The organism is uncultured Marinobacter sp. (assembly GCF_913055835.1).
In the GTDB taxonomy this organism is placed as follows: Bacteria; Pseudomonadota; Gammaproteobacteria; order Pseudomonadales; family Oleiphilaceae; genus Marinobacter.
This window is the reverse complement of the sequence record NZ_CAJXKQ010000014.1, coordinates 65642-88006: the sequence shown is the minus strand read 5'-3', so window position 1 is coordinate 88006 and position 22365 is coordinate 65642. Positions and strand designations below refer to the sequence as shown.

The 22365-nt window shown below is 58.5% G+C and carries 18 protein-coding genes; 13 read left to right on the top strand and 5 right to left on the bottom strand.

The annotated features are described in order from the left end of the window. Nucleotides 1–10: 10 nt before the first annotated feature. Genes ispE through QZ534_RS09905 form a run of 3 tightly spaced genes read right to left on the bottom strand, consistent with a single transcriptional unit; the run spans nt 11 to nt 3248 of the window. Nucleotides 11–874, bottom strand: coding sequence for a 4-(cytidine 5'-diphospho)-2-C-methyl-D-erythritol kinase (gene ispE / locus QZ534_RS09915; RefSeq protein ID WP_296934108.1), 864 nt, complete (start codon nt 872–874; stop codon nt 11–13). Further along, nucleotides 871–1503 (bottom strand): lipoprotein insertase outer membrane protein LolB, encoded by a 633-nt coding sequence (gene lolB / locus QZ534_RS09910; RefSeq protein WP_296934106.1) that lies wholly within the window; start codon nt 1501–1503, stop codon nt 871–873. Before lolB ends, ispE begins: the two co-directional genes overlap by 4 nt. Then, entirely contained in the window at nt 1500–3248 is a 1749-nt protein-coding gene (locus QZ534_RS09905) for a tetratricopeptide repeat protein (protein ID WP_296934104.1), read from the bottom strand. The genes lolB and QZ534_RS09905 overlap by 4 nt, the downstream gene beginning before the upstream one ends. Nucleotides 3249–3495: 247 nt before the next feature. On the opposite strand from QZ534_RS09905, the gene hemA reads away from it, so the two are divergent. Genes hemA through QZ534_RS09885 form a run of 4 tightly spaced genes read left to right on the top strand, consistent with a single transcriptional unit; the run spans nt 3496 to nt 7492 of the window. After that, entirely contained in the window at nt 3496–4785 is a 1290-nt protein-coding gene (hemA, locus tag QZ534_RS09900) for a glutamyl-tRNA reductase (RefSeq protein WP_296934103.1), read from the top strand. After that, nucleotides 4782–5870 carry a peptide chain release factor 1 gene (gene prfA / locus QZ534_RS09895; RefSeq protein WP_296934102.1) on the top strand — a complete coding sequence of 363 codons (1089 nt, stop codon included), beginning with the start codon at nt 4782–4784 and terminating at the stop codon, nt 5868–5870. The genes hemA and prfA overlap by 4 nt, the downstream gene beginning before the upstream one ends. Continuing rightward, nucleotides 5860–6756: a peptide chain release factor N(5)-glutamine methyltransferase gene (gene prmC / locus QZ534_RS09890; protein ID WP_296934101.1), complete on the top strand. Its 897-nt coding sequence runs from the start codon at nt 5860–5862 to the stop codon at nt 6754–6756. Before prfA ends, prmC begins: the two co-directional genes overlap by 11 nt. Beyond that, nucleotides 6746–7492 (top strand): molybdopterin-synthase adenylyltransferase MoeB, encoded by a 747-nt coding sequence (locus QZ534_RS09885; RefSeq protein WP_296934099.1) that lies wholly within the window; start codon nt 6746–6748, stop codon nt 7490–7492. The genes prmC and QZ534_RS09885 overlap by 11 nt, the downstream gene beginning before the upstream one ends. Nucleotides 7493–7676: 184 nt before the next feature. Here the strand turns inward: QZ534_RS09885 and phrB are convergent, their stop codons facing one another. Next, nucleotides 7677–9080 carry a deoxyribodipyrimidine photo-lyase gene (gene phrB / locus QZ534_RS09880; RefSeq protein ID WP_296934098.1) on the bottom strand — a complete coding sequence of 468 codons (1404 nt, stop codon included), beginning with the start codon at nt 9078–9080 and terminating at the stop codon, nt 7677–7679. Nucleotides 9081–9399: 319 nt separating this feature from the next. Between phrB and QZ534_RS09875 the strand changes: the two genes are divergently transcribed. The 9 genes from QZ534_RS09875 (at nt 9400) to QZ534_RS09835 (ending at nt 20932) form a co-directional block, all read left to right on the top strand. Continuing rightward, nucleotides 9400–9897, top strand: a complete 498-nt coding sequence (locus tag QZ534_RS09875) for an ATP-dependent zinc protease (protein ID WP_296934096.1) — start codon at nt 9400–9402, stop codon at nt 9895–9897. Further along, nucleotides 9894–10802 (top strand): 30S ribosomal protein S6--L-glutamate ligase, encoded by a 909-nt coding sequence (gene rimK / locus QZ534_RS09870; RefSeq protein ID WP_296934094.1) that lies wholly within the window; start codon nt 9894–9896, stop codon nt 10800–10802. The genes QZ534_RS09875 and rimK overlap by 4 nt, the downstream gene beginning before the upstream one ends. A 3-nt stretch (nt 10803–10805) precedes the next feature. Further along, nucleotides 10806–11870, top strand: a complete 1065-nt coding sequence (locus QZ534_RS09865) for a succinylglutamate desuccinylase/aspartoacylase family protein (protein WP_069184065.1) — start codon at nt 10806–10808, stop codon at nt 11868–11870. Nucleotides 11871–11884: 14 nt separating this feature from the next. Next, complete coding sequence (locus QZ534_RS09860) at nt 11885–12310, top strand: secondary thiamine-phosphate synthase enzyme YjbQ (protein ID WP_296934091.1); 426 nt, start codon at nt 11885–11887, stop codon at nt 12308–12310. A 236-nt stretch (nt 12311–12546) separates the two neighbouring features. Next, entirely contained in the window at nt 12547–13524 is a 978-nt protein-coding gene (locus tag QZ534_RS09855) for a TAXI family TRAP transporter solute-binding subunit (RefSeq protein WP_296934089.1), read from the top strand. 90 nt (nt 13525–13614) lie between these two features. After that, the gene (locus QZ534_RS09850; protein WP_296934087.1) at nt 13615–15804 is read left to right on the top strand and encodes a TRAP transporter permease; all 2190 of its coding nucleotides are present in this window, start codon (nt 13615–13617) and stop codon (nt 15802–15804) included. A gap of 118 nt (nt 15805–15922) precedes the next feature. After that, complete coding sequence (locus QZ534_RS09845; protein ID WP_296934085.1) at nt 15923–17737, top strand: ATP-binding protein; 1815 nt, start codon at nt 15923–15925, stop codon at nt 17735–17737. Next, complete coding sequence (locus QZ534_RS09840; RefSeq protein ID WP_296934083.1) at nt 17734–19086, top strand: sigma-54 dependent transcriptional regulator; 1353 nt, start codon at nt 17734–17736, stop codon at nt 19084–19086. Before QZ534_RS09845 ends, QZ534_RS09840 begins: the two co-directional genes overlap by 4 nt. A 151-nt stretch (nt 19087–19237) precedes the next feature. Further along, nucleotides 19238–20932 carry a methyl-accepting chemotaxis protein gene (locus QZ534_RS09835; RefSeq protein WP_296934082.1) on the top strand — a complete coding sequence of 565 codons (1695 nt, stop codon included), beginning with the start codon at nt 19238–19240 and terminating at the stop codon, nt 20930–20932. A gap of 76 nt (nt 20933–21008) precedes the next feature. On the opposite strand, the gene QZ534_RS09830 is transcribed toward QZ534_RS09835, so the two are convergent. Next, nucleotides 21009–22364: a PhoH family protein gene (locus tag QZ534_RS09830; RefSeq protein WP_296934128.1), complete on the bottom strand. Its 1356-nt coding sequence runs from the start codon at nt 22362–22364 to the stop codon at nt 21009–21011. Nucleotide 22365: the final 1 nt, after the last annotated feature.

The window sequence follows — 22365 nt, the reverse complement described above, 5'->3', positions numbered from 1 at the left end:
TTTTTTGGCATCATTCCAGCTCTGTTAGCTTTTTGTGTAGAGGTGAAATGTTCACCCCTTTAGCTACGAACCCCGTGACGCCGGAGGGTTTGCTTTCCCAGATGATCCGGGCTGCGGATTCTGTCGGGAAACGTCCAAATATGCAAGCCCCGGTTCCGGTTAATCTTGCAGGTCCGAATTGTGAAAGCCATTCCAGGCTCTGGTTAACCTCAGGATACAGTTTGCGAACTACATCCTCACAGTCGTTTCGGTACCTCGAGGCGTCTCCCTCAAAAGCGGGCGCTATTTTGATTCTCGGGGTGTTCCTTGTCAACCCTTGCTCGGAAAAAATCTTGCCAGTGTTTATGTTGCAGCCAGGCTTGAGAACAACGAACCAGTCTTCCGGCGGATTTGCATTGGTCAGTGTTTCACCAACTCCCTCGCCGAAGGCGGCATGGCCCCGGACAAACACCGGCACATCGGCGCCCAGAGCGAGGCCGATTTCGGAAAGCTCATCAATGCTCAGATTGAGCTGCCAGAGATGATTCAATCCGAGCAGCGTAGTTGCAGCGTTGGAACTGCCGCCGCCAAGGCCGCCGCCCATGGGCAGCCGTTTGGTTATGCCGATGGTGACCCCGGGCAAGTCGCCTTGAGCTCTCTCAAGGAGTGCTCTGGCCGCGCGAATGATGAGGTTGTCCTCGTCGTCGACACCAGGAACAGGCTCCGCGAGGCTGACGCCCGGCTCGCCGGGTGTCAGGGTGAAGCTCAGGTCGTCGCCGTAGTCGAGGAACTGAAACAGGGTCTGGAGTTCGTGATAGCCGTCGTCCCGGCGCCCAACGATATGTAGAAACAGGTTCAGCTTGGCCGGTGAGGGCAATATCAGGTCGGGTGTCACTCCGGTTGCTCCTGCCAGTCGCCCACCACCAGACGGACCCGCTTTTCATCCTTGAGGGCGGTAATGCGGGCGGGGAGTGCAGGATAGCTGGAGAGGAAGGTCTGCCAGCGGTCGTAGCGGATCTCCCAGCCGTTCTGCCGGATAATGGCGAGGGTGCCCTGATCATCAAACAGCAGGCGGTAATCCCTGGCCGGTGACGGCAGGCCCCGGATCCACCAGGTCAGGTTTTCCAGGGGTAGCTGCCAGCCTGTGGCGGCCTCCACGAGGGCTTCCGGCTCGCCCGAGCGATAGGTTTCGCCGTTCGGCAGGGTCAGCTCGATAAAGCCGGGCACGCCTTTAAGCGTTGTGCTGCCCATGCCGAGGAAGGACGAAGAGAGGGCCAGGTCGTAGGCTTCGCCGTCCTGAATCCAGTGGTTGATGATGGCGGTTCCGCTGTCTGATGGCTGGCGAACGGCCAGCTTGCCGGTCAGCTTCCAGTGATCCAGTTCGCCGAGACTGGCGGCGCGGGTAGTCCAGTCTGCCGGGGGCTGGTCGGTCATACCGTCCGGCAATGGGTCGATCTGGATCGTAGTGCAGGCGCCGAGGGTGGCGAGCATGATCAGTGCTGCCAGGGTTCGGGCCAGTCTCATTCCGGCTCACCGCCGTTGGTCAGCCGGTCTATGGTTTCCCTGAGTATTTCGTGGTCGCTGTCCTGTTCCAGGCCTTCCTGCCAGATGATTCGGGCCTGCTCTTCGGCGCCGTTCATCCAGAGTGCTTCACCGTAGTGGGCTGCCACTTCCGGATCCGGAAAGGCGGCCCAGGCACGGGAAAGGTAGTCGAGCGCAGGCTCTATCTGGCCTTCGAGGAACAGGACCCAGCCCATGCTGTCGAGGATGGCCGGGTTGTCCGGATCCAGTCGCAGTGCTTTCTCGATATAGCCGCGGGCCTCCCTTAACCTGTCCGTGCGGGTAGTCAGGATGTAGCCGAGAGCGTTCAGGGCAACAGCGTTTTCCGGCTCCTGCTCGATAATTTGCCGCAGGTCGGCTTCGGCGTTGGCAGTCTGGCCAATACCATCGTAGAGCATGGCCCGGGCGTAGCGGATCTCGATGTTGTCCGGATGTTCTTCCAGGGCTTCCGTGGCGGTACTCAGGGCCTCCTGTTGCTGTTCCTGGTCCAGCAGCAGATTTACTTCCAGCAGCCAGAAGTTCTCGGCCTGCCGTGGGTTGGCTTCGCGCAGCCTGCGGATGCGGTCAATGGCGTCCTCGAGCTGGCCGTTCTCCGCCAGAAGGGAACTGGCACGGGCCAGGGCCGGAAAATAGTAATTGCCCTGTTCCACGCTCTGGTAATAGCCGATGGCCTGCTCGGTGTTGCCCGCCTGGTCTTCAATACGGCCCAGGTAGTAGTTGGCTTCGCTGGTATGGTGGCCCTGTTCGGCCAGTTTTGTCAGCTCTTCCCGCGCCAGGTCGGTCTGGCCATTCTCAAGGGCGACCAGCGCGTGGGATAGCCGCAGGCCCGGCGTGTCCGGGTAGCGCTGGACAAGACGGTTGAACTCATCCTGGGCCGCCTGCAATTCACCCTCATTTATAAGCATGCGGCCGTAAAGCGTGCCCATCTGCCGGTTGGCGGGAAAGCGGCGGGTGTTTGTGAGCAGGTAGTCAAGCGCGCTGCTTTTCTGGCCGGTCTGGTAGAGCAGGTCGCCTTTGAGAATGATGGCCGGCTGGAAGTTCGAGTTTTCCTGCAGAAGAGGTTCAAGTCTGTCGAGGGCTTGCTGTGGCTGTCCGGTTACTTTCAACAGGAGCGCAATGCTGTATTCAAGCTCCGGGGTGTTGGGGTGGCGGTCCGACATCTGATTGTAGAGGGCGAGCAGTTCCTGCTGTTGCTCTGGCGGCAGATTGGCGGCCATAGCGGCCAGGCTGTCGAAATCAGCGTCGCCACCCTGATCCATGATCCGCTCCATGTGATGGATGGCGGTCTGGAGGTCGTTGCCCTTTACCGCCTGGATTGCGGATATCCGGTGGGCCTGGAGGTTGTCCGGGTCGATCTCCAGCCACAGCTCGGCCAGCTGCTTCTGGGCGTTATCGCCGTTCAGGGACTGGGCAATTCTCATGGCCCGCTCAATAACCGCCTGGTCGCGGGATTGCTTGGCAGCCTTGAGGTAGTTCACCAGGGTAATGTCGTAGCGGCCGCGCTGGGCCGCGATTTCGGCAGACAGTAAAAGGTACAGGGTCTCGGGCTCGAAATCGGCGTATTCAACCGGCCGCTGTGGCTCTGTTCTCTTCTCGGTGGCGGTTTTTTCGCCGGGAGCAGGCGCTTCCTCTGTGCCGGTAAGGCTGGCACACCCTGCCAGTGTGAGGCCAAGCAGGCAGGTAACCAGAAACGGTACGGACTTGTGCATGCAACTTCCCATGGTCTGTCGAAAACGCATCAATAATAACCACGCTCCAGCCCCTTTCTTGAGGTAGATCGGGTCCCGGCCTTGGCCGAGTCCCTATAATGGCATAAGCGTCTGATCTTGCCCAACCTGTCCGCACTTGCCGAAGCCATGGCGGTTTTGGGTGGCAGCTAAGGTCGCTGGCCGTTAAAATGTCGGGTAACTGCACGCATTCGCACCGTTCATCGGCAAAAGGTTGTACAACCATCAAATGGCATTGCTAACGCTGGGAATCAATCATCGCACGGCCCCCGTTGAGTTACGGGAGCGAGTGGCGTTTACGCCCGAGCGTATGGCGGAAGCGTTTGCCGAGCTTCGTGCGACGTCGGGCGCCACCGAGGCTGCGATACTTTCTACCTGTAACCGGACCGAGTTGTACCTGGCCGGCGATGACGACTGTGCACCCATGGTGCTTCGCTGGATGGCCGGTTTTCATGGCCTCGACGCCGCGGAGCTTGAGGAGGCGCTGTACGTGCACCGCGATGGAGATGCCGTCAGGCACATGATGCGCGTCGCTGCCGGTCTGGATTCCATGGTGCTGGGTGAACCCCAGATTCTCGGACAGTTGAAGGATGCCTACACCCTGGCCCGGGAGCATGGTGCAAGTGGTTCGTTCCTGTCCCGGCTGTTTGAACATACCTTCTCGGTCGCCAAGCGCGTGCGTACCCAGACCGCCATCGGGGAAAACCCGGTTTCCGTGGCCTATGCAGCGGTGAGCATGGCGCACCATATCTTTGCCGATATGTCTCGCAACAAGGCCTTGCTGATTGGTGCAGGCAAAACCATCGAACTGGTGGCCCGTCACCTGGCGGATGCTGGCGTGAAGGATTTCCTGGTGGCCAACCGGACCCTTGAGCGGGCACAGGCACTGGCAGAATCCCGTGGCGGCAAGGGCATTGTGTTGTCCGAGATTCCCGAGCACCTGGCGGATGTCGATATCATTATTTCCTCCACCGCAAGTCCACTGCCGATCCTTGGCAAAGGCGCCGTTGAACGGGCACTGAAGAAACGCAAGCACCGTCCCTATTTCATGGTGGACATTGCTGTGCCCCGAGATATAGAGCCGGAAGTGGCCTCGCTGGACGACGTTTATTTGTACACCGTTGACGACCTGCGCCAGGTTATCGAAGAGAATATCCGCTCCCGTGAGGGCGCGGCCAGGGAAGCCGAGAATCTGGTGGCCTCCGGAGTTCAGGATTTCCTGAATCAGCTTCGGGCGCTGGACGCAGTGTCCACTCTCAAACAGTTCCGTCAGCGCGCCGAACTACTTCGCGATGCGGAGACCGAAAAAGCCCTGCGCGCCCTGCGTAACGGCACAGATCCTGAAACCGTGCTGCGCAGTATGGCACGCGGCCTCACCAATAAACTCCTGCACGAACCCTCTGTGCAGGTTCGCAAGGCCACCACAGAAGGTCGCACCGAGGTGACAGAGTGGCTGCGTGAGTTGCACCAGCTGGATGCACTGGACGCGGACACGACGACTACCCCGGAAAAACTATGAAGCCATCGATCCAATCCCGCCTCGAGCAGCTTACCGACCGCTTCGAGGAAGTCAGCGCATTGCTCAGTGATTCCTCCATTATTTCCCAGCAGGACAAGTTCCGGGACCTTTCCCGGGAGTTCGCCGAGATTGAACCTATTGTTCAGTGCTTTCAGGCCTGGCAGCAATCGCTCGATGACATCGAGGCCGCCCGTGAGCTGGCGAAAGATGGCGACGCCGACATGCGGGAAATGGCGGAGGAAGAGCTGCAACTGGCCGAGCAGAAAAGCGAGGAGCTGGATGAAGAGCTCCAGCGCCTGATGCTGCCCAAAGACCCGAATGACGGCAAGAACGTGTTCCTCGAGATCCGTGCCGGCACCGGCGGTGATGAAGCCGCTATCTTTGCCGGCGATCTGTTCAGGATGTATCTGCGGTATGCCGAGCGCCGGCGCTGGCAGGTGGAAGTGCTGAGCGAGAGCGAGGGTGAGCACGGAGGCTACAAGGAGCTGATTGCCCGTGTGGCTGGTGATGGAGTCTATGGTGCCCTGAAGTTCGAATCCGGGGCTCATCGCGTACAGCGCGTTCCGGAAACCGAGTCCCAGGGGCGGATCCATACCTCGGCCTGTACTGTTGCCGTGATGCCAGAGGCCGATGAGGCCGAAGCCATTGAGCTCAATAAAGCCGATTTGAGGGTGGACACCTTCCGCGCTTCCGGTGCTGGCGGCCAGCACGTCAACAAGACGGATTCGGCGATCCGGATAACGCATTTGCCAACGGGCATCGTGGTGGAATGCCAGGAAGAGCGTTCCCAGCACAAGAACCGCGCCAAGGCGTTGAGCCTGCTGGCCTCCCGGCTGCAGAATGCCGAGACCGAGCGGCAGCAGAAGTCGATGGCCGAAACTCGCAAGAGCCTGGTGGGCAGTGGCGACCGGTCCGAGCGCATCCGCACGTACAACTTTCCCCAGGGGCGGGTAACGGATCATCGGATCAACCTCACGCTCTACAAGCTCGACGAAGTCATTGCCGGTGATCTGGACGCCGTGATCGTGCCGTTGCAGCAGGAACACCAGGCCGAGCTGCTCGCCTCTCTCGCCGATGACCAGTAAATCCTCACTGACCTGTGAAGCCCTTCTGAAGACGGCATCCACCCGGATTGATAGCGATTCGCCGAGGCTGGATGCTGAGTTGCTGCTGAGCCATATTACGGGGCTCAGCCGGACCAGTTTCCGGGCCTGGCCGGAGCGGGAATTGACCAATGCTCACGCTGAGGCCTTTGAGGCGCTTGTGCAGGAGCGCGTGGCCGGTCGGCCTGTGGCACACCTGTTGGGACAGCAGGAGTTCTGGTCTTTACCACTGAAGGTCAGTGCCTCCACCCTGATCCCGAGACCGGATACCGAATGCCTGGTGGAGGTTGCTCTGGATTTGCCGCTGCCTCGGCAGGCCCGAATGCTGGATCTGGGGACGGGGACCGGCGCTATCGCACTGGCTCTGGCCAGTGAGCACCGGGATTGGCAGATCACCGCATGCGATGCCGTGGCCGAGGCCGTGGCGCTTGCCCGTGATAATGCCGATGCGCTGGGTCTGACCGTTTCCGTGGTTCAGAGCTCCTGGTTTTCAGAGCTGACGCCCGACCGATTTGATCTGATTGTCTCCAACCCGCCCTATATTCCGGATAATGACCATCACCTTAGACAAGGGGATGTTCGGTTCGAGCCCGCGTCGGCCCTGGTATCCGGCCATGATGGCCTGGACGATCTGCGGCTTATTGTGGGCCAGGCGCCTGACTGGCTGGTTGAAGACGGATGGCTTCTGGTCGAGCATGGTTTCGATCAGGCTCAGGCCGTGGCAGAGTTGTTTCGCGCGCGTGGCTTTCAAGACGTTGAGGCACGGAAGGATTACGGCAATCGGGACCGGATGACGCTCGGGCGATGGCGTTCCGGTGCTACGGCCAGTGCTCCGGCACCTGATAGGGGAGATGCAGATGCTCAGTGACGACGAATTATTGCGCTACAGCCGGCAGATTCTGATGCCGCGGTTCGATATTTCCGGTCAGGAGAAGTTGCAGTCTGCCCGGGTTCTGGTGCTTGGAGCGGGCGGGCTGGGATGCCCTGTAGCTCTGTATCTTGGCGCCGCGGGTGTCGGCACCCTGATCCTGGTGGATGACGACAATATCGAACTGGCCAATCTCCAGCGCCAGATTGGTTTTGAAACTGCGCAGCTGGGCGAGTCGAAGGCGGAAAGCCTTGCCGACCGGATTCGGCGGATCAATCCGCTGGTGTCCGTGACGGCCCTGAACGAGCGCCTCGAAGGTGCGGCCCTGGCGCAGAGAGTTGCAGAGGCAACCCTGGTGGTCGATTGCACGGATAATTTCAACACTCGGTTCGCTCTGAACCGTGCCTGTGTCGCCGCAAAAGTGCCCCTGGTGTCCGGCGCTGCAATTCGGGGCGAAGGGCAGGTTTCGGTGTACGACAGCCGGCGGGAGGAAAGCCCCTGTTATCACTGTCTGTATCCGGAGCAGGGTAATGAGGATCTGACCTGTTCTGAGGCGGGGGTGATTGCGCCGCTGGTCGGTATGATTGGGGCGACCCAGGCGATGGAGGCGATCAAGGTGATTTCCGGGGTGGGGACGCCTTTGATCGGGCGGTTGTTGATTCTGGATGCCTGGGAGATGCAGTGGCGGGAGATGAAGCTGGCTCGGGACCCTGATTGCCCGGTCTGTTCTGGCTGACTTTGGTGCCGGCGGGCTTGCGAGCTTTCGGGCTGCAGTGCCAGGGAGGGCCTTCCCAAAACACGCTCCTTGCGGCACATCCATGTGACGCTTGGGCTCCGCCATCCATGGCTCCGCACAGTTTTGGGAAGGCCCTCCCCGGCACTGCGTCAGAGCCTTGGAGTAGCCCGCTTCGTTGTTTACCTCAGTTTTTCAATTCCTGAAACTTTGCGATCGCTTCTTTCCTGCTTTCTTTAAGATCAACGATCTGCCTCGGATACCCCTTCGGAATAACACCACCCTTTGCACCCGGATCGTGAATCCGTTTGCTATCCAGTTTCGCCAGCTCCGGAACCCACTCCCGGATGAAATCCCCATCGGGATCGAACCGTTCGCTCTGGGTAACCGGGTTGAACACGCGGAAGTAGGGAGCGGCGTCGGTGCCGGTGGAGGCGCTCCATTGCCAGCCGCCGTTGTTGGAGGCCAGGAAGCCGTCGATCAGTTTTGACATGAAGTAGGCTTCGCCCAGGCGCCAGTCGATGAACAGGTTTTTGGTGAGGTACATGGCGGTGATCATGCGCAGGCGGTTGTGCATCCAGCCGGTCTGGTTGAGTTGGCGCATGGCGGCGTCGACGATGGGGACGCCGGTGTTGCCGGTTTTCCAGGCTTCGAGATTGTCGCCCGGGGTGTTCCACTCCAGGCCTTCGGTTTCCGGTTTGAAGGCGCGGTGCATGCTGACCCGGGGATAGTGATACAGGATGTTGATGTAAAAATCCCGCCAGGCGATTTCGTTGATCCAGGTGCCCAGTCCTTCCTGGTTACCGCCTGCACCCTGGGCCTGTCTTGCTGCGATCAGGCACTGCCGGCCGGAGAGTACGCCGTTGGCCAGGTAAGGTGAGATCTGGCTGGTTCCGTGGATGGCGGGGAAGTCCCGGTTGTCTTTGTACGCACCGCCGCGTTGTTCCAGGAAGCGCTCAAGCTGGTCATGCGCGGCGCTTTCGCCGGTTGCTACGAGAGGCTCGGGCGCGTCTCGAAAGGCCTCGGGAATGGTGTCGATCTGTTCTGGGTTCAGGGCGTTGCCCCTGGCTTTGGGCGTCGGGAATAGAGCCGGATGGGTTTCGTCTATCCAGCTGCGCCAGCGCCTCGAGAAGGGGGTGAACACGGAATAGGGTTCGTTCTGTTGGGTAAGGATCTCACCCACCGGTGCCACGGTCTGGTCGCGGTATTTGCGAACGGCAATGCCGAGGCCGTCAAAGCGGTGTTTGACGGCCTTGTCGCGTTTTCGTTCGTTGACCCCGTATTCCTCGTTGAAGTGCAGTGCAGTCACTTTGTGTTCTTCGCAATGGCTCTGGAGTTTGCCAAGGCTGTCTTCGAAGCGTGTTGCGTGGATAAAGGACAGGGGAATGCCCAGTTTGGCCAGCTCTTCGGCGAGGGCATTGGCATGGGCGATGACGAACTGCACTCGGGCCGGCGACCAGTCGTGTTCCTGCCATTGGTCCGGGGTGAGAATAAAACAGGCTCTTACTTCTTCACTGCTCTCGCAGGCGGCTGTGAGGGCGGGGTTATCGGCAAGCCGGAGATCGTTCCGGAACCAGACCAGTTGTGTCATCCGTAATCCATAGTCGTCTGAGGGATTGATATAAGTGTAATTACAGCAAGGTGTTTCAATAAAATCACTGACTTGGATATTCGCCCGGTTTGGCTGATTGGATTATAGTTAAGGTACTTTTAGCGCAGGCTCTTGCGAACCAGAACTCGGTCGGTCTCAAAAAGCCCAGGGGGTCACGCTGGCAACAAGGTTTGGCCTTTCTTGTGTGGATCTGCAGTTTTGATTCTGAGTACCAAAGTAAAAATGCGGGTAGTCACTCAAGGTTGTTCTGTGTTCAGCTGTTGGGGGCCGGAAAAAAACACTGAAAAGGATCTCCCGGATGCCGACAAAGACAGCTGAAGTTATCAAAACCATCGCCCCGACCCCAGCCGAGAACAAAATGAGTCTCGGTTGGCGAGAGTGGGTTGCGCTGCCGGACCTCGATATCAACCGTATCAAGGCAAAAATTGACACCGGAGCCAGAACTTCCTGTCTCCACACGTTCCGTACCGAGCCCTACACCAAAAACGGGGAACGGCGCGTGCGCTTCTGGGTCCACCCGGTGCAGAACGATCTGCACCAGGTGGTGGAGTGCGACGCGAAGGTGCTGGATGAGCGGAACGTCTCCGACTCCGGCGGCCACAAGGAAATGCGCCTGGTCATCGAAACCACGCTGCTGATTGGCGGCCAGAAATGGCCCATTGAAATGACATTGACCAACCGAGATTCCATGCGGTTCCGGATGTTGCTGGGCCGTACTGCCATGTCCGGGCGCGCCCTTGTCTATCCTGAAGCTTCCTATCTTGCCGGTGAACCGGCCTTAAGGACTGAAAAATGAAAATTGCGGTACTGTCGCGAAATCGTCACCTCTACTCTACCCGTCGTCTGGTGGAGGAGGGGATCAATCGTGGCCACGAGGTGAAGGTAATCGATTGCCTTCACTGCTCGATGAATATCACCTCCGCCAACCCCCAGATTCACTATCACGAGGAGGTTCTGGAGAATTTTGATGTGGTGATCCCCCGTATCGGCGCTTCAGTGACGTTCTACGGCACTGCGGTATTGCGCCAGTTCGAGATGATGGGGGTGTTCCCGGTCAATGAATCTGTTGCCATCAGCCGTTCCCGGGACAAGCTGCGCTCTTTGCAGCTGCTGGCCCGAAAGGGTGTGGGTATGCCGATTACCGGTTTTGCCAACAAGCCGGACAACGTTCCCGAGTTGCTCAAGATGGTTGGCGGCGCGCCGGTGGTGATCAAGTTGCTGCAGGGCACCCAGGGCATTGGTGTGGTGCTGGCGGAAACCCGCAAGGCCGCGGAGAGTGTGATTGAGGCGTTCATGGGCCTGAAGGCCGATATCCTGGTGCAGGAATTCATCAAGGAAGCCGGCGGTGCGGATATCCGGTGCTTTGTCATCGGTGACAAGGTGATCGCCGCGATGAAGCGCCAGGGTGCCGAGGGCGAGTTCCGCTCCAATCTGCACCGGGGCGGTACCGCCTCGCTTATTCGCATTACCCCGCAGGAACGCAGTACCGCCATCAAGGCCGCCAAGGCCATGGGCTTGAATGTTGCCGGTGTGGACCTGTTGCGCTCAAGCAGGGGGCCGTTGGTCATGGAGGTGAACTCCTCTCCCGGTCTGGAAGGCATCGAGAATGCCACAGGCAAGAACGTGGCCGGCATGATCATCAACTGGACCGAAAAGAACCAGAAACCCTGGAAAACCGGCACCAAGGGTGGGAGAGGCTGAACCATGGCCCGAGCGCCCTTTGAAATTGCCGGCACCGAGATCAAGGCGGGCACCCGCCAAACGGTGGAAGTGCCGGTGGCGAAACTCTATACCCATACTCCTCTTCATATACCGGTAGAGGTGGTGCACGGTCGCCGGAATGGTCCGGTCCTGATGGTGTGCGGCGCAATTCATGGCGATGAGATCAATGGTGTGGAAATAGTCCGCAGGGTGCTTACCAATTCGGCCCTACGGCATCTTCGGGGAACTCTGGTTGCGGTGCCGATCGTCAATATTTTCGGATTTGTACAGCGCACTCGGTACCTGCCGGACCGGCGGGACCTGAACCGGTGTTTCCCCGGCAGCGAAACCGGCTCCCTGGGCGGCCGCATTGCTTACCTGCTGCGCACCCAGATCATGGAGCGCGTGACCCACATCATCGATTTGCACACCGGCGCGATCCACCGTTTCAACCTGCCGCAAATTCGTGCCGAGCTGAAAAACTCGGAAACCGTGCGGATGGCCGAGGCTTTCGGTGCACCCATCATTATCAACTCCGGACTGCGCGAGGGTAGCCTGCGTGCGTACGCTGATTCACAGGATATTCCGGTGATTACCTTTGAGGGGGGCGAGGCGCTGCGCTTTGATGATGTCGTGATCGGCAGCGGTGTGAAAGGAGTTATCCGGGTCATGCGTGAACTGGAAATGATCCCGGCGAAAAAAGGACCCAGGGCGCCGAGAAAACGCTCAGAAACCGCCGCCAACTCCCAGTGGGTACGGGCGGACATTGATGGCATCATGCGGCCGGTTGCCCGTCTGGGCCAGAAGGTGCGCAAGGGGCAGCGTCTGGCCATGGTGGCGGATCCGTTCGGGGAGTCGGAAACGGCTGTGGTGTCACCCTGCTCGGGTATTGTTATCTGCGTGAACAATCTGCCGCTGGTGAATGAGGGCGAGGCCATTTACCACGTTGCCCGGTTTGACGAGCTCAGCGAGGCGGAAAAAGCCATGGATTATTTCCGGAGCAGCTACGAAGGGGATGTCGGCGACGATGTCGTCCCGGTGCACCCCTGGGATGACCGGCAGAAATAGGCGAGGGCAGAGTCATGATCTGGGATCAGTCGATTATAGAGTTGGCGCCGCTGCCTCGGGGCTTTCATCTGGTTACCAATGAAATCCTGGCCCAGGCGCCGGACATGACCAACTGTGAGGTGGGTCTGCTGCACCTGTTTATCCAGCACACCTCCGCCTCCCTGGCAGTAAATGAGAACGCCGACCCGGATGTCCGGGGCGATCTGGAGCGCCACTTCAACATTATGGTTCCAGAGAATGCACCGCACTACGAGCACGTGATGGAAGGACCTGACGACATGCCTGCCCATATCAAGAGCATACTGATCGGCCCCTCCCTGACCCTGCCGGTAAGTCATGGTCATCTGGCCCTGGGAACCTGGCAGGGACTTTACCTCTGCGAGCACCGGGACCGGGCCGGTAGCCGACGTATTGTGGCAACCTTGCAAGGGCGTTGGTAACCCTGCGCAAATAGTGCCGTCACATGGCTCCACGTGTCGGTCTTCACCCATCGGTGTCTGCTGATGGGTGGATATCCACCCATTCCCTTCCCCTGAGCTTTCCCCTGATTCCGATAGTTCTCTGTTTTTTATCGTTAATTTAGAACTGGTCCGCTCCTTGCTCCCTGTGTTACCCACCGAGGCTGTCCGAGCTTCGTTGAGCACCCAACAAACAAAATGAATCGGGAGCATTTTCTATGAAAACCCAAGCCGTAATGGCGGTAGCATTCGCCTCTACCTTCGCCGTCGCAACCCCCGCAGCAGCCCAGGATCGTTCAGACTGGCCCACCAATTTCACCGTTGGCACTGCCAGCCAGGGTGGAACCTACTTTGCCTATGGTTCCGGTTGGGCTAACTTTGTGGCTGAAAATCTGGGCGTCTCCGGTGGCGCAGAAATCACCGGCGGTCCGGTGCAGAACATGGCACTCGTGCATACCGGCGACCTGAAATTCGGCCTGACCACCATGGGTCCGGCCCGTGAGTCCATGGAGGGTAATAGCCCACTGGCTCCGGGTATGATGATGGACAATGTCTGCGCCATGTTCCCGATGTACGAAACGCCGTTCTCGGTAACCGCGCTTTCCAGCTCCGGCATTACCTCCATCGCCGATATTCCTGATGGCGCGACCATCGGCTTTGGCCCTGCCGGCTCCACCTCGGATACCTACTTCCCCCGCATGATGGAAACCCTGGGTGTGAACTTTGAGCGCCGTAATGGCAGCTGGTCTGATCTGGGCGGTCAGCTTCAGGATGGCCTGATTGATGTCGTCGCCTTCGCGGCCGGTATCCCCATTCCGGCGGTCAGCCAGCTGGAAGTCCAGACCGATGTGAACATTATCGGTATGACCGATGCCGAGGCAGAAACCATCATCAATAACTTCCCGGTTTCCGAGTTCATTATTCCGGCGTCCACCTACCAGTCCCTGGACGCGCCTTCCCGCGTGGTATCCATGTGGAACTTTGCGATGGTTAACTGTGATGTGTCTGAAAGCTTCGTGTACGAAATCACCAAGCTGACCATGGAGAACAACGACAAGATGGTCTCCATTCACAAGGCGGCCCGCAACTCGGTTCCCGAGAACTACACGAAGAACAACGTTCTGCCCTGGCACCCGGGCGCTGCACGTTGGTTCAACGAGAATGGTTATCCGATCGAGGACAGCCAGATCAAGTAACAGTGCTCGAGCGGGAGACTGCCCGTCAGTCTCCCGCAAACTATGGTCAGCCGAGTTCTGGCCCCGATTTGCCTGCAAGCAGGGTGTGTCATGACTACCGAAAAAGATTCCAAAGACCTTCCAGGCATCGAAGTGGGCGAGGACCATATACTCGCGCACAATGTCGATGAGGAACCGGTCGAAGCCAACCGCCGACTGTTTGAAGGCGGCCTGCTGAAATTTGTCGCCCTGCTGGCGATAGCCTATTCAGCTTTTCACCTCTATTCCCTGAACATCGCGCCCCTGGAAACCTGGTCGTTCCGGATTGTGCACATTGCCGGTGCCCTGGTGTTGGGCTTCGTGCTGTTCGCCGGGGCCCGGTTCGTGTCATCGGAAGAGGGCGGCGCCCGCCACCGGTGGACAACCTGGATCAGTGCTGGTGCCATGCTGCCAGCTCTATACGTGTTGTATCAGACGTTTTCGTTCTGGCAGATGGTTCAGAACGGCGCCATGCGGATTCCGGCCGAGCTGGAAGTCTGGCACTTTGGCTGGCCACTGCTAGCGGCAACCGGAATCGGTATTGTCATGAGCTGGTTCCATCAACGGGAGCGGTCGGTCTTCAGCGTTCCCGATCTGGTGTTGATCGTCTGCTCCCTGGCCGTGGCCGCCTATTTCCTGGTGGTTTATAACACGTCCATGCGGATGTCGACTGGCACCTCCTTTGCGCCAGTGGGCATCTCATTTGCAGCGATTGCCGGTACGGCCCTGATCATGGAGCTCACCCGGCGTGTGGCGGGGATGGCACTGGTTATCATCGGCCTGGTGTTCCTGGCCTATGTTTTCGCCGGCCCCTATCTGCCCGGTTTCCTCGGCTACCCGGGGCTGTCGGTCCAGCGCTTCTTCAGCCAGGTGTATACCGATGCCGGGATCCTTGGGCCGACCACGGCCGTGTCTTCGACCTACATCATTCTCTTCATTATTTTTGCCGCCTTCCTGCAATCCTCAAAGGTGGGCGACTACTTCGTAAACTTTGCCTTTGCGGCGGCCGGTCGTTCCCGGGGTGGCCCGGCCAAGGTCTCGATCTTCGCGTCCGGTTTGATGGGCATGATCAACGGCACCAGTGCCGGCAATGTGGTATCCACCGGTTCGCTGACGATCCCGCTGATGAAAAAGGTGGGGTACAGCAAGCAGTCTGCGGGCGCCGTCGAGGCGGCTGCGTCCACCGGTGGTCAGATCATGCCGCCAATCATGGGCGCCGGCGCCTTCATCATGGCGGAAATTACCGGCATTCCCTACACCGAGATTGCCATTGCCGCCATCATTCCGGCGATCCTGTATTTTGCCTCTGTCTACTTCATGGTGGATTTTGAAGCGGCCAAAACCGGCATGCGTGGCATGCGCGAAGATGAGCTGCCGAAGCTCAAAACCATGATGAAGCAGTGCTACCTGTTCGTGCCGATCATTATCCTGATCGTGGCCTTGTTCATGGGTTATTCGGTGATCCGGGCCGGCACACTGGCGACCGTTTCTGCCGCTGTGGTGAGCTGGCTGTCTCCCAACAAGATGGGCCTGCGGCAAATCCTTCAGGCGTTGGAAATCGCGTCGTACATGGCAATCCAGATTATCGTGGTGTGCGCCGCGGCGGGGGTGATCGTAGGTGTTATATCTCTCACGGGAGTGGGCGCTCGATTCTCCGTGTTGTTGCTGGATGTTGCCGCTACAAGTCAGTTGCTGGCGCTGATCTTCGCCATGTTCATCTCCATTTTGCTGGGGATGGGGATGCCGACTACGGCGGCCTACGCAGTAGCCGCCTCGGTTGTCGCGCCCGGCCTCGTACAGTTGGGTATTGAACCTCTGACGGCTCACTTCTTCGTGTTCTATTTCGCGGTGGTGTCCGCGATCACACCGCCCGTGGCGCTGGCCTCCTACGCCGCAGCCGGGATTTCCGGCGCCAACGCCATGGAAACGTCTGTGGCCTCGTTCCGGATCGGCATTGCGGCATTCATAGTACCCTTCATGTTCTTCTACAACGGTGCGTTGTTGATGGAAGCGGGGTGGTTCGAAATCGCCAGGGCACTGGTAACGGCAACCTTCGGCGTATACATGCTATCTGGCGGTGTGCTGGGCTGGTTTGCGAGGGTCTCCGCCTCCTGGGTTACCCGAGTCCTGCTGATTGCAGCCGCGTTGTTGATGATCGAGGGAGGTCTCTGGACAGACCTGACAGGTATTGCCCTGGCAGTACTGGCGTTTGTCATCCAGAAGCAGCGCAAAGACCGTCTTGCCACGGCTGGCGCCCTGTAAAAGGGAGTCTGCCTGGCTGCGACAGCACAACCGTGCCATGGTGTCATGGTGCGGTTGTGCTGTACCCGTCCTGGCTATACTCTAGCGGCTTTATGCGGTTTTTCGGGAACCGGATGCTATGCCTTACCGTATTGGCGTTTTTCTCCTTTTCATAGCGACCCTCGTGGCCGCCTGGCTGCTCGGCGGTTGGGTTGGATACCGACAGGTGGAACAGGAGAGTCTGGAGGAGTCTTTCCGGTATCGCCAGTTGGTGGCCAACGAGCTGAACCGGTATCTCCCGGTCCCCGAGCTGATGGCCGAGCATCCAGTGCTTCGTAGAGCGCTGCAGTCGCCCGACAGTCCCTCTGCTATTCTCTCGGCCAACGAGCAGATGCAGCGCATGGCCACGATAGTTGGCAGTTCGGATGTCTATCTGATGGATATTCGGGGCCTGACAATTGCAGCCAACAACTACCTTCAACCAGACAGTTTCGTGGGTCGGAATTTCAATTTCCGGCCGTATTTCTATGAGGCGATGGATTCCGGCGACTCGGCGATCTATTTCGCACTTGGCCTGATGTCTGGTGTCCGGGGCCTGTATTTCTCGCATCCCGTTCGGGATGAGAGTGGCGTTATTATCGGGGTGGTTGCGGTTAAGGTGCTGGTCCATGAACTTGAATCCCAATGGGAGCGGCCTGCAGGCCTGCGAGAAGCGGAAATGGTCGTGCTGGACCAGAATGGCATCAGCTTTCTGGCGAGCAGGCCGAACTGGCTCTACCGGAATTTCTCTGGACAGGAGAATGCTGCGCCAGATGATTACTCCCGGCAGCGTTATCCGGACCGCGATCTGACGCCAATGGCACTGAAAAGGCTGGGAACACCTCGGGGGCTCTCGGAGCAGTCAGCAACGGTCCGCATTCGGGAGAATGGCAAATCCCTGGAGTATCTGAGCGTACGTACGCCACTGCCACGGATGGATTGGACTCTTCAGGTTATGGTCAGTACCCGTTCGGTCGTCTGGACCCGTTTAGGCTTTGTGGTTGGTGGCGCCGCGCTGTTTTTCGGAGGCCTGCTGACCTGGCTGTACCTGCGCGAGCGGTATCGGCGAGAGGCTGAACTGGCTCTGCGGGGTGAGCAACTTGAGCGCAGCGTGGCAGAACGGACCGCAGACCTGGAGAATTCCAACCGCAAGCTGGTGGAGGAAATCCGGGAACGTGAGCGTACCCAGAACGAGCTGCGGGAAACCCAGCAGGAGTTGATCCAGGCGGCCAAACTGGCGGTGCTGGGGCAGATGTCTGCTGGTCTCAACCACGAAATGAACCAGCCTCTGACAGCAATTCAGACTTATGCCCGAAACAGTCGACGCTTTCTTGAGAAAGGCGCCGGGGAAATGGTGGATGCTAACCTGTCAGAAATCATCGTCCTGTGTGACAAGATGGCGGAGCTTACCAGACAGTTCAAAGTGTTCGCGCGCAAATCCGAGGGCCCGCCCGCGGTGGTGGATCTACGGCAACCGATCGACGCGTCTCTTAAAATCATCCTTGCCCAGCAATCGAGCTCTGACATCGATATCCAGTGGCGCCGTCCGGCCGCGCCGGTGATGTGCCACGGCGATCTGATCCGGATAGAGCAGGTAATGGTTAACCTCATGGCCAACGCGGTTCAGGCGGTTGAGGGAGGTGTAAAGCCGGAAATCCGGATTGATATAGAAGAAACCGAGCATTGCTGGAAATGCCTGGTGCGTGACAACGGGCCGGGGCTGAAGGGCGACACCGAACAGATCTTCGAGCCTTTTTTCACCACCAAGTCGGTCAAGCAGGGCCTGGGTCTGGGGCTGTCTATTTCGCGCCAGATTGTTGATGCGCTCGGCGGCAGCCTGATTGGCCGTAACCGTATGGATGGGCCGGGCGCCGAATTTGTCGTAACCCTCACTAAGCGGGAGGCCACGGAATGACAGAACCCTCGGTGATTTTTGTGGACGATGATCCACACATCCGCCAGGCCATAGCCCAGACGCTGACCCTTGAGGATCTCCCGGTCAGTTGTTTTGAAGATGCACTGTCGGCGCTCAAACACATCAGTGCCGAGTATGACGGTGTGGTTCTATGTGATTACAACATGCCGGGTATGGATGGTCTGGCAATGCTGGATCGCATCCGCGCCATAGATGACACCATTCCCGTGATCATTCTGACCGGGCAAGGTGATATAAGCACGGCGGTAACCGCCATGCAGCAGGGGGCTTATGATTTCATCGAGAAACCGTTTGATCATGATGAGCTGATCGAGCTGCTTCGCCACGCCCTGGAGAAACGGCATCTCGCGCTGGAAAACCGCCGACTCAAGGCACAGCTTCGCCATCTGGCCAGGCCCGGTCCCCGGATGTTGGGGGACTCGCCCTCGATGCAGAAGGTGATGGCCACCATTGACCCCATTCTCGATATCTCAGCCAATATCCTCCTGCATGGGGAAACCGGGTCGGGGAAAGATGCGTTGGCCCGATACATTCACGAAAACAGTGGTCGCAGCGCCCATAATTTTGTGGCCATCAACTGCGGCGCGGTTCCCGAGAATCTGATTGAAAGTGAACTGTTCGGCCACGAGGCCGGTGCCTTCACCGGGGCGGAAAAACGCCGTATCGGGAAGATCGAGCACGCCCATAAGGGCACTCTGTTCCTGGATGAAGTGGAAAGCATGCCCATGCCTTTGCAGGTGAAGCTTCTGCGGGTGCTTGAGGAGCAGCGGGTAGAGCGCCTGGGCAGCAATCAGGTTCAGGAGGTGGATGTACGGATCATTGCTGCCACCAAGGCGGATTTGAAGAAGCTCAGTGACGATGGCGAATTCCGGCCCGATCTTTATTACCGGTTGAACGTTGTCAAAGTCGACATCCCGCCGTTGCGGGAGCGAAAGGAGGACATTCCGCTGCTATTTCATCACTTCGTGCTGATTGCCGCGGCCCGTTACGACCGGGAAAGCATTCCTCTCGATGCGGGGCAGGCCGCCAGGTTGATGCAACATTCCTGGCCTGGCAACGTCCGCGAACTTCGGAACCTGGCGGAGCGCTATGTGCTACTGGGGGCTGCAGCGCTGGATGAAAACGAAGCTGCGGACGCCGCCAACGTTGCCGGTCGGCAGACTCTGGCGGAAATGATGGACGGTTTCGAGCGCTCCGCTATTATCAGTGCCCTCAATGCCTGCCACGGTAGCATCAAGGACACCATGGTTCAGCTCGGTATCGCCCGGAAGACCCTGTACGACAAGATGCGCAAGCATGGGTTGGACAAAGCCCAGTTCAAGGACTGAGCAACAAAAATTTACTGGCCTTGTTACAGGCCGGAAACAAACTACGCAGTATCATCAATGATATTGCCCCCGGTTTTTGCGTAGTCTTTGCGGCTTTTTCCATGCCGGCCTTCCCGGTGAATCGATCACTTGACCAAAAAGACTAGCAGTCATGAAAAACCTGACCATCCAGACACGGGTACTGTTGCTGGCCCTGGTGCCAGTCATTGTGCTCACGGCATTTCTGACAAGTTATAACCTGAATCAGGCCAGATCTATTGGCGAGGAAGCCGTTACCGGCTTCTCTTCCGATATGGAAGAAAGCAAGCGGCAGGAATTGCAGAACTACCTGGCGGTGGCCAAGTCCTCCATCGCGCATCTCTACGATCAGCCGGGGTCTGCAGACGACCCGGAGGTTCGCGAAAAAGCCTGGCAGATCCTTCGACAGCTCCGCTTCAACGATTCCGGAAGCACTGGTTACTTCTTCGTCTATGACACCCGAGGTGTCAACGTCATGCACGGGGTTAACCAGTCTCTGGAGGGTAGAAACCTCTGGGACTTCCAGGATCCCAACGGAACCTATCTCATCCGTGAATTGGTAAAGGCGGCGCGTAATGGCGGCGGATACGTTCACTATGGCTGGAAAAACAGTGACACCGGAGAAGTTGCACCTAAGCTGGGCTACGCCGAAATGCTGCCCAAGTGGGGCGTGATGATTGGCACCGGTTTCTGGATTGACGGTCTTGAGACCCAGGTGGCGGCGATGGAAAACCAGGTGGGTAATTCACTTGAGGACGCCGTTATCGGTTCAATCAGCACTTCCGTTGTCGCGCTGGCGTTTATCGTCCTGCTTGCCCTGATCGTTGTCAGAAGCATCATTCGTCCTCTGAAATCTGCGGTTTCGGCGATGAACGATATTGCCAGCGGCGATGGCGATCTGACCCGGCGTCTGGACGTTTCTGGCAAGGATGAACTTGGGCAGCTGGCAACCGCCTTCAACAGTTTCGCCGACCAGGTGCATGGTCTGGTTGAGCGAGTGCTGTCATCCACCCGGACTCTGAACGAGGCCACGGCTGACCTGAATCAGGTTATGACTGAAGCCGAGCAGGGCGTCGAGCGGCAGAAGTCCGAGAGTGATCAGGTTGCCACGGCCATGAATGAGATGACGGCTGCTGCCCAAGAGGTTGCCAGCAACGCCAGCGAAGCGTCCACGGCAGCAGACCATGCCAATGGACAGGTCTGTGACGCTCAGGGCTTGGTGCACCAGGCTACCGAGGTCATTGGTGGGCTTTCAGAGCAGGTCAGTGAGGGGGTCCGCGTTATTGAACAGCTGGGCGCTGATTCCCGTCGCATTGACAGTGTGCTTGAGGTCATTCGTGAAATTGCGGATCAGACCAATCTGCTGGCGCTCAACGCGGCAATCGAAGCAGCACGAGCCGGTGAGGCCGGGCGAGGTTTTGCCGTGGTTGCCGATGAGGTGCGCACGCTGGCTCGCCGGACCCAGCAGAGTACCCAGGAAATCCAGGACATGATTGAGCGGTTGCAGTCCGGTGCAGGCAATGCGGTTAAACTGATCGGCTCAATCAGTGAGCGCAGTGAAGCAACCGTCGAAGAAACCCGTCAGGTGAATGAAGCGCTGCAGCGCATTGGTCAGGCGGTGGCAACGATCACGGATATGAACACCCAGATTGCCAGTGCTGCGGAAGAGCAGACCAGTGTCTCTGAAACCATTAACCAGAATGTGCACGAGATTGTTGCCATTACAGAGCAGACAGCACAAGGAACACGTCGCGCGGGTGATGCCACCCAACGGCTGAGGAATCTGGCTTCCGAAATGTCAGATCAGGTGAGCCGCTACCGGGTCTAGATGCGTTTGGTAATCCGACAAAAAGGGGCAGAACGTGGGTTCTGCCCCTTTTTTGCCTTTTGGCGGCTCGCCATTGTCAGAGATTGGCTTCGGCAAACTCCGCCAGCACCGAGCGGGGTACCCCCTGAAGGTGAATATGGGCGCCGTGGCGGAAGCCCTTGAATCGCTCGGTCATATAGGTGAGGCCGGAGCTCAGGGCGCTCAGGTAAGGGGTGTCGATCTGGGCCAGGTTGCCCAGGCAGATCACCTTTGAGCCGTTACCGGCCCGGGTGATGATGGTTTTGATCTGGTGCGGCGTCAGGTTCTGGGATTCATCGATGATGATCAGGCTGTGCTGGAAACTGCGGCCCCGGATATAGTTCATGGATTTGAAGTGAAGGGGCACCTTGCTGAGGATGTAGTCCACACTGGCGGTCATGTTCTCGTCGTCCTCGTGGAGCGCTTCCAGGTTGTCGACGATGGCGCCCAGCCAGGGTTCCATTTTCTCGGCCTCGGTGCCGGGCAGGAAGCCGATGTCCTCATCCAGCCCCTGGGTCGAACGGGTGGCGATGATGCGCTTGTAAAGCTTGCTGGCCACGGTCATCTCGATGCAGGCGGCCAGTGCCAAAATGGTTTTACCGGAACCGGCAGAACCCGTGAGATTGACCAGGTGAATGTCCGGGTCCAGCAGCAGGTTCAGTGCCATGGCCTGGTAGATGTCCCTTGGCACCAGCCCCCAGACTTCCTCGTTCATCAGGTCGTGCTGGTGCAGATCCTTGATGATCACCTGGGTGTCGGTGATATCCACCACCTTGCCGACAAAGCCCATTTGATCAATCACGAACTCATTGATGTTGAGCTTCGCCAGTTCCCCCTCCCGCTTGAGGATATGCTCGGTGGTGCCTTCACGCTGAACAGTCTCGACTTTCTCGATGGTGTCCCAGAAGGAGTTGGGGAATTCCCTGTAGCCCTTGGGTAAAAGATCGATGTCGTCCAGGAGCTGATCGTTGTGGTAATCCTGGGCTTCCACCCCGAAGCCGCGCGCTTTCAGGCGCATGTTGATGTCCTTGGACACCAGGATGATATCCCGGGACTTGTGACGGTTCTGCAGGGCCGCCAGGGTATTGATGATCTTGTTGTCGTTCAGGTGCTCGGGCAGTGAGTGGTTGCCGCTGTCACCGGTGCTCATCAGGATCGAAAGACTGCCCAGGGGTTCGGCCTTCTTGCCACGAACAATGGGAACGCCTTTCTCGATCACCTTCGGGCTGGCATCGCCCAGCAACTTATCGATGTTGCGGATGGCCTGACGGCAGTCGGCGGCCACAGCCTGCTTGCCGGATTTGAGGCTGTCGAGTTCTTCGAGGACCGTCATCGGGATGATGACATCGTGTTCTTCAAAGTTGAGGAGGGCGTTCGGGTCGTGGATCAGGACGTTGGTGTCGAGGACGTACATC

What these genes read in the sequence shown, in the direction of transcription:
- lolB (WP_296934106.1), bottom strand. Translation starts at nt 1,503, where the DNA reads ATGAGACTGGCCCGAACCCTGGCAGCACTGATCATGCTCGCCACCCTC.
- QZ534_RS09905 (WP_296934104.1), bottom strand. Translation starts at nt 3,248, where the DNA reads ATGCACAAGTCCGTACCGTTTCTGGTTACCTGCCTGCTTGGCCTCACA.
- hemA (WP_296934103.1), top strand. Translation starts at nt 3,496, where the DNA reads ATGGCATTGCTAACGCTGGGAATCAATCATCGCACGGCCCCCGTTGAG.
- prfA (WP_296934102.1), top strand. Translation starts at nt 4,782, where the DNA reads ATGAAGCCATCGATCCAATCCCGCCTCGAGCAGCTTACCGACCGCTTC.
- prmC (WP_296934101.1), top strand. Translation starts at nt 5,860, where the DNA reads ATGACCAGTAAATCCTCACTGACCTGTGAAGCCCTTCTGAAGACGGCA.
- QZ534_RS09885 (WP_296934099.1), top strand. Translation starts at nt 6,746, where the DNA reads ATGCTCAGTGACGACGAATTATTGCGCTACAGCCGGCAGATTCTGATG.
- phrB (WP_296934098.1), bottom strand. Translation starts at nt 9,080, where the DNA reads ATGACACAACTGGTCTGGTTCCGGAACGATCTCCGGCTTGCCGATAAC.
- QZ534_RS09875 (WP_296934096.1), top strand. Translation starts at nt 9,400, where the DNA reads ATGCCGACAAAGACAGCTGAAGTTATCAAAACCATCGCCCCGACCCCA.
- rimK (WP_296934094.1), top strand. Translation starts at nt 9,894, where the DNA reads ATGAAAATTGCGGTACTGTCGCGAAATCGTCACCTCTACTCTACCCGT.
- QZ534_RS09865 (WP_069184065.1), top strand. Translation starts at nt 10,806, where the DNA reads ATGGCCCGAGCGCCCTTTGAAATTGCCGGCACCGAGATCAAGGCGGGC.
- QZ534_RS09860 (WP_296934091.1), top strand. Translation starts at nt 11,885, where the DNA reads ATGATCTGGGATCAGTCGATTATAGAGTTGGCGCCGCTGCCTCGGGGC.
- QZ534_RS09855 (WP_296934089.1), top strand. Translation starts at nt 12,547, where the DNA reads ATGAAAACCCAAGCCGTAATGGCGGTAGCATTCGCCTCTACCTTCGCC.
- QZ534_RS09850 (WP_296934087.1), top strand. Translation starts at nt 13,615, where the DNA reads ATGACTACCGAAAAAGATTCCAAAGACCTTCCAGGCATCGAAGTGGGC.
- QZ534_RS09845 (WP_296934085.1), top strand. Translation starts at nt 15,923, where the DNA reads ATGCCTTACCGTATTGGCGTTTTTCTCCTTTTCATAGCGACCCTCGTG.
- QZ534_RS09840 (WP_296934083.1), top strand. Translation starts at nt 17,734, where the DNA reads ATGACAGAACCCTCGGTGATTTTTGTGGACGATGATCCACACATCCGC.
- QZ534_RS09835 (WP_296934082.1), top strand. Translation starts at nt 19,238, where the DNA reads ATGAAAAACCTGACCATCCAGACACGGGTACTGTTGCTGGCCCTGGTG.
- QZ534_RS09830 (WP_296934128.1), bottom strand. Translation starts at nt 22,364, where the DNA reads ATGTACGTCCTCGACACCAACGTCCTGATCCACGACCCGAACGCCCTC.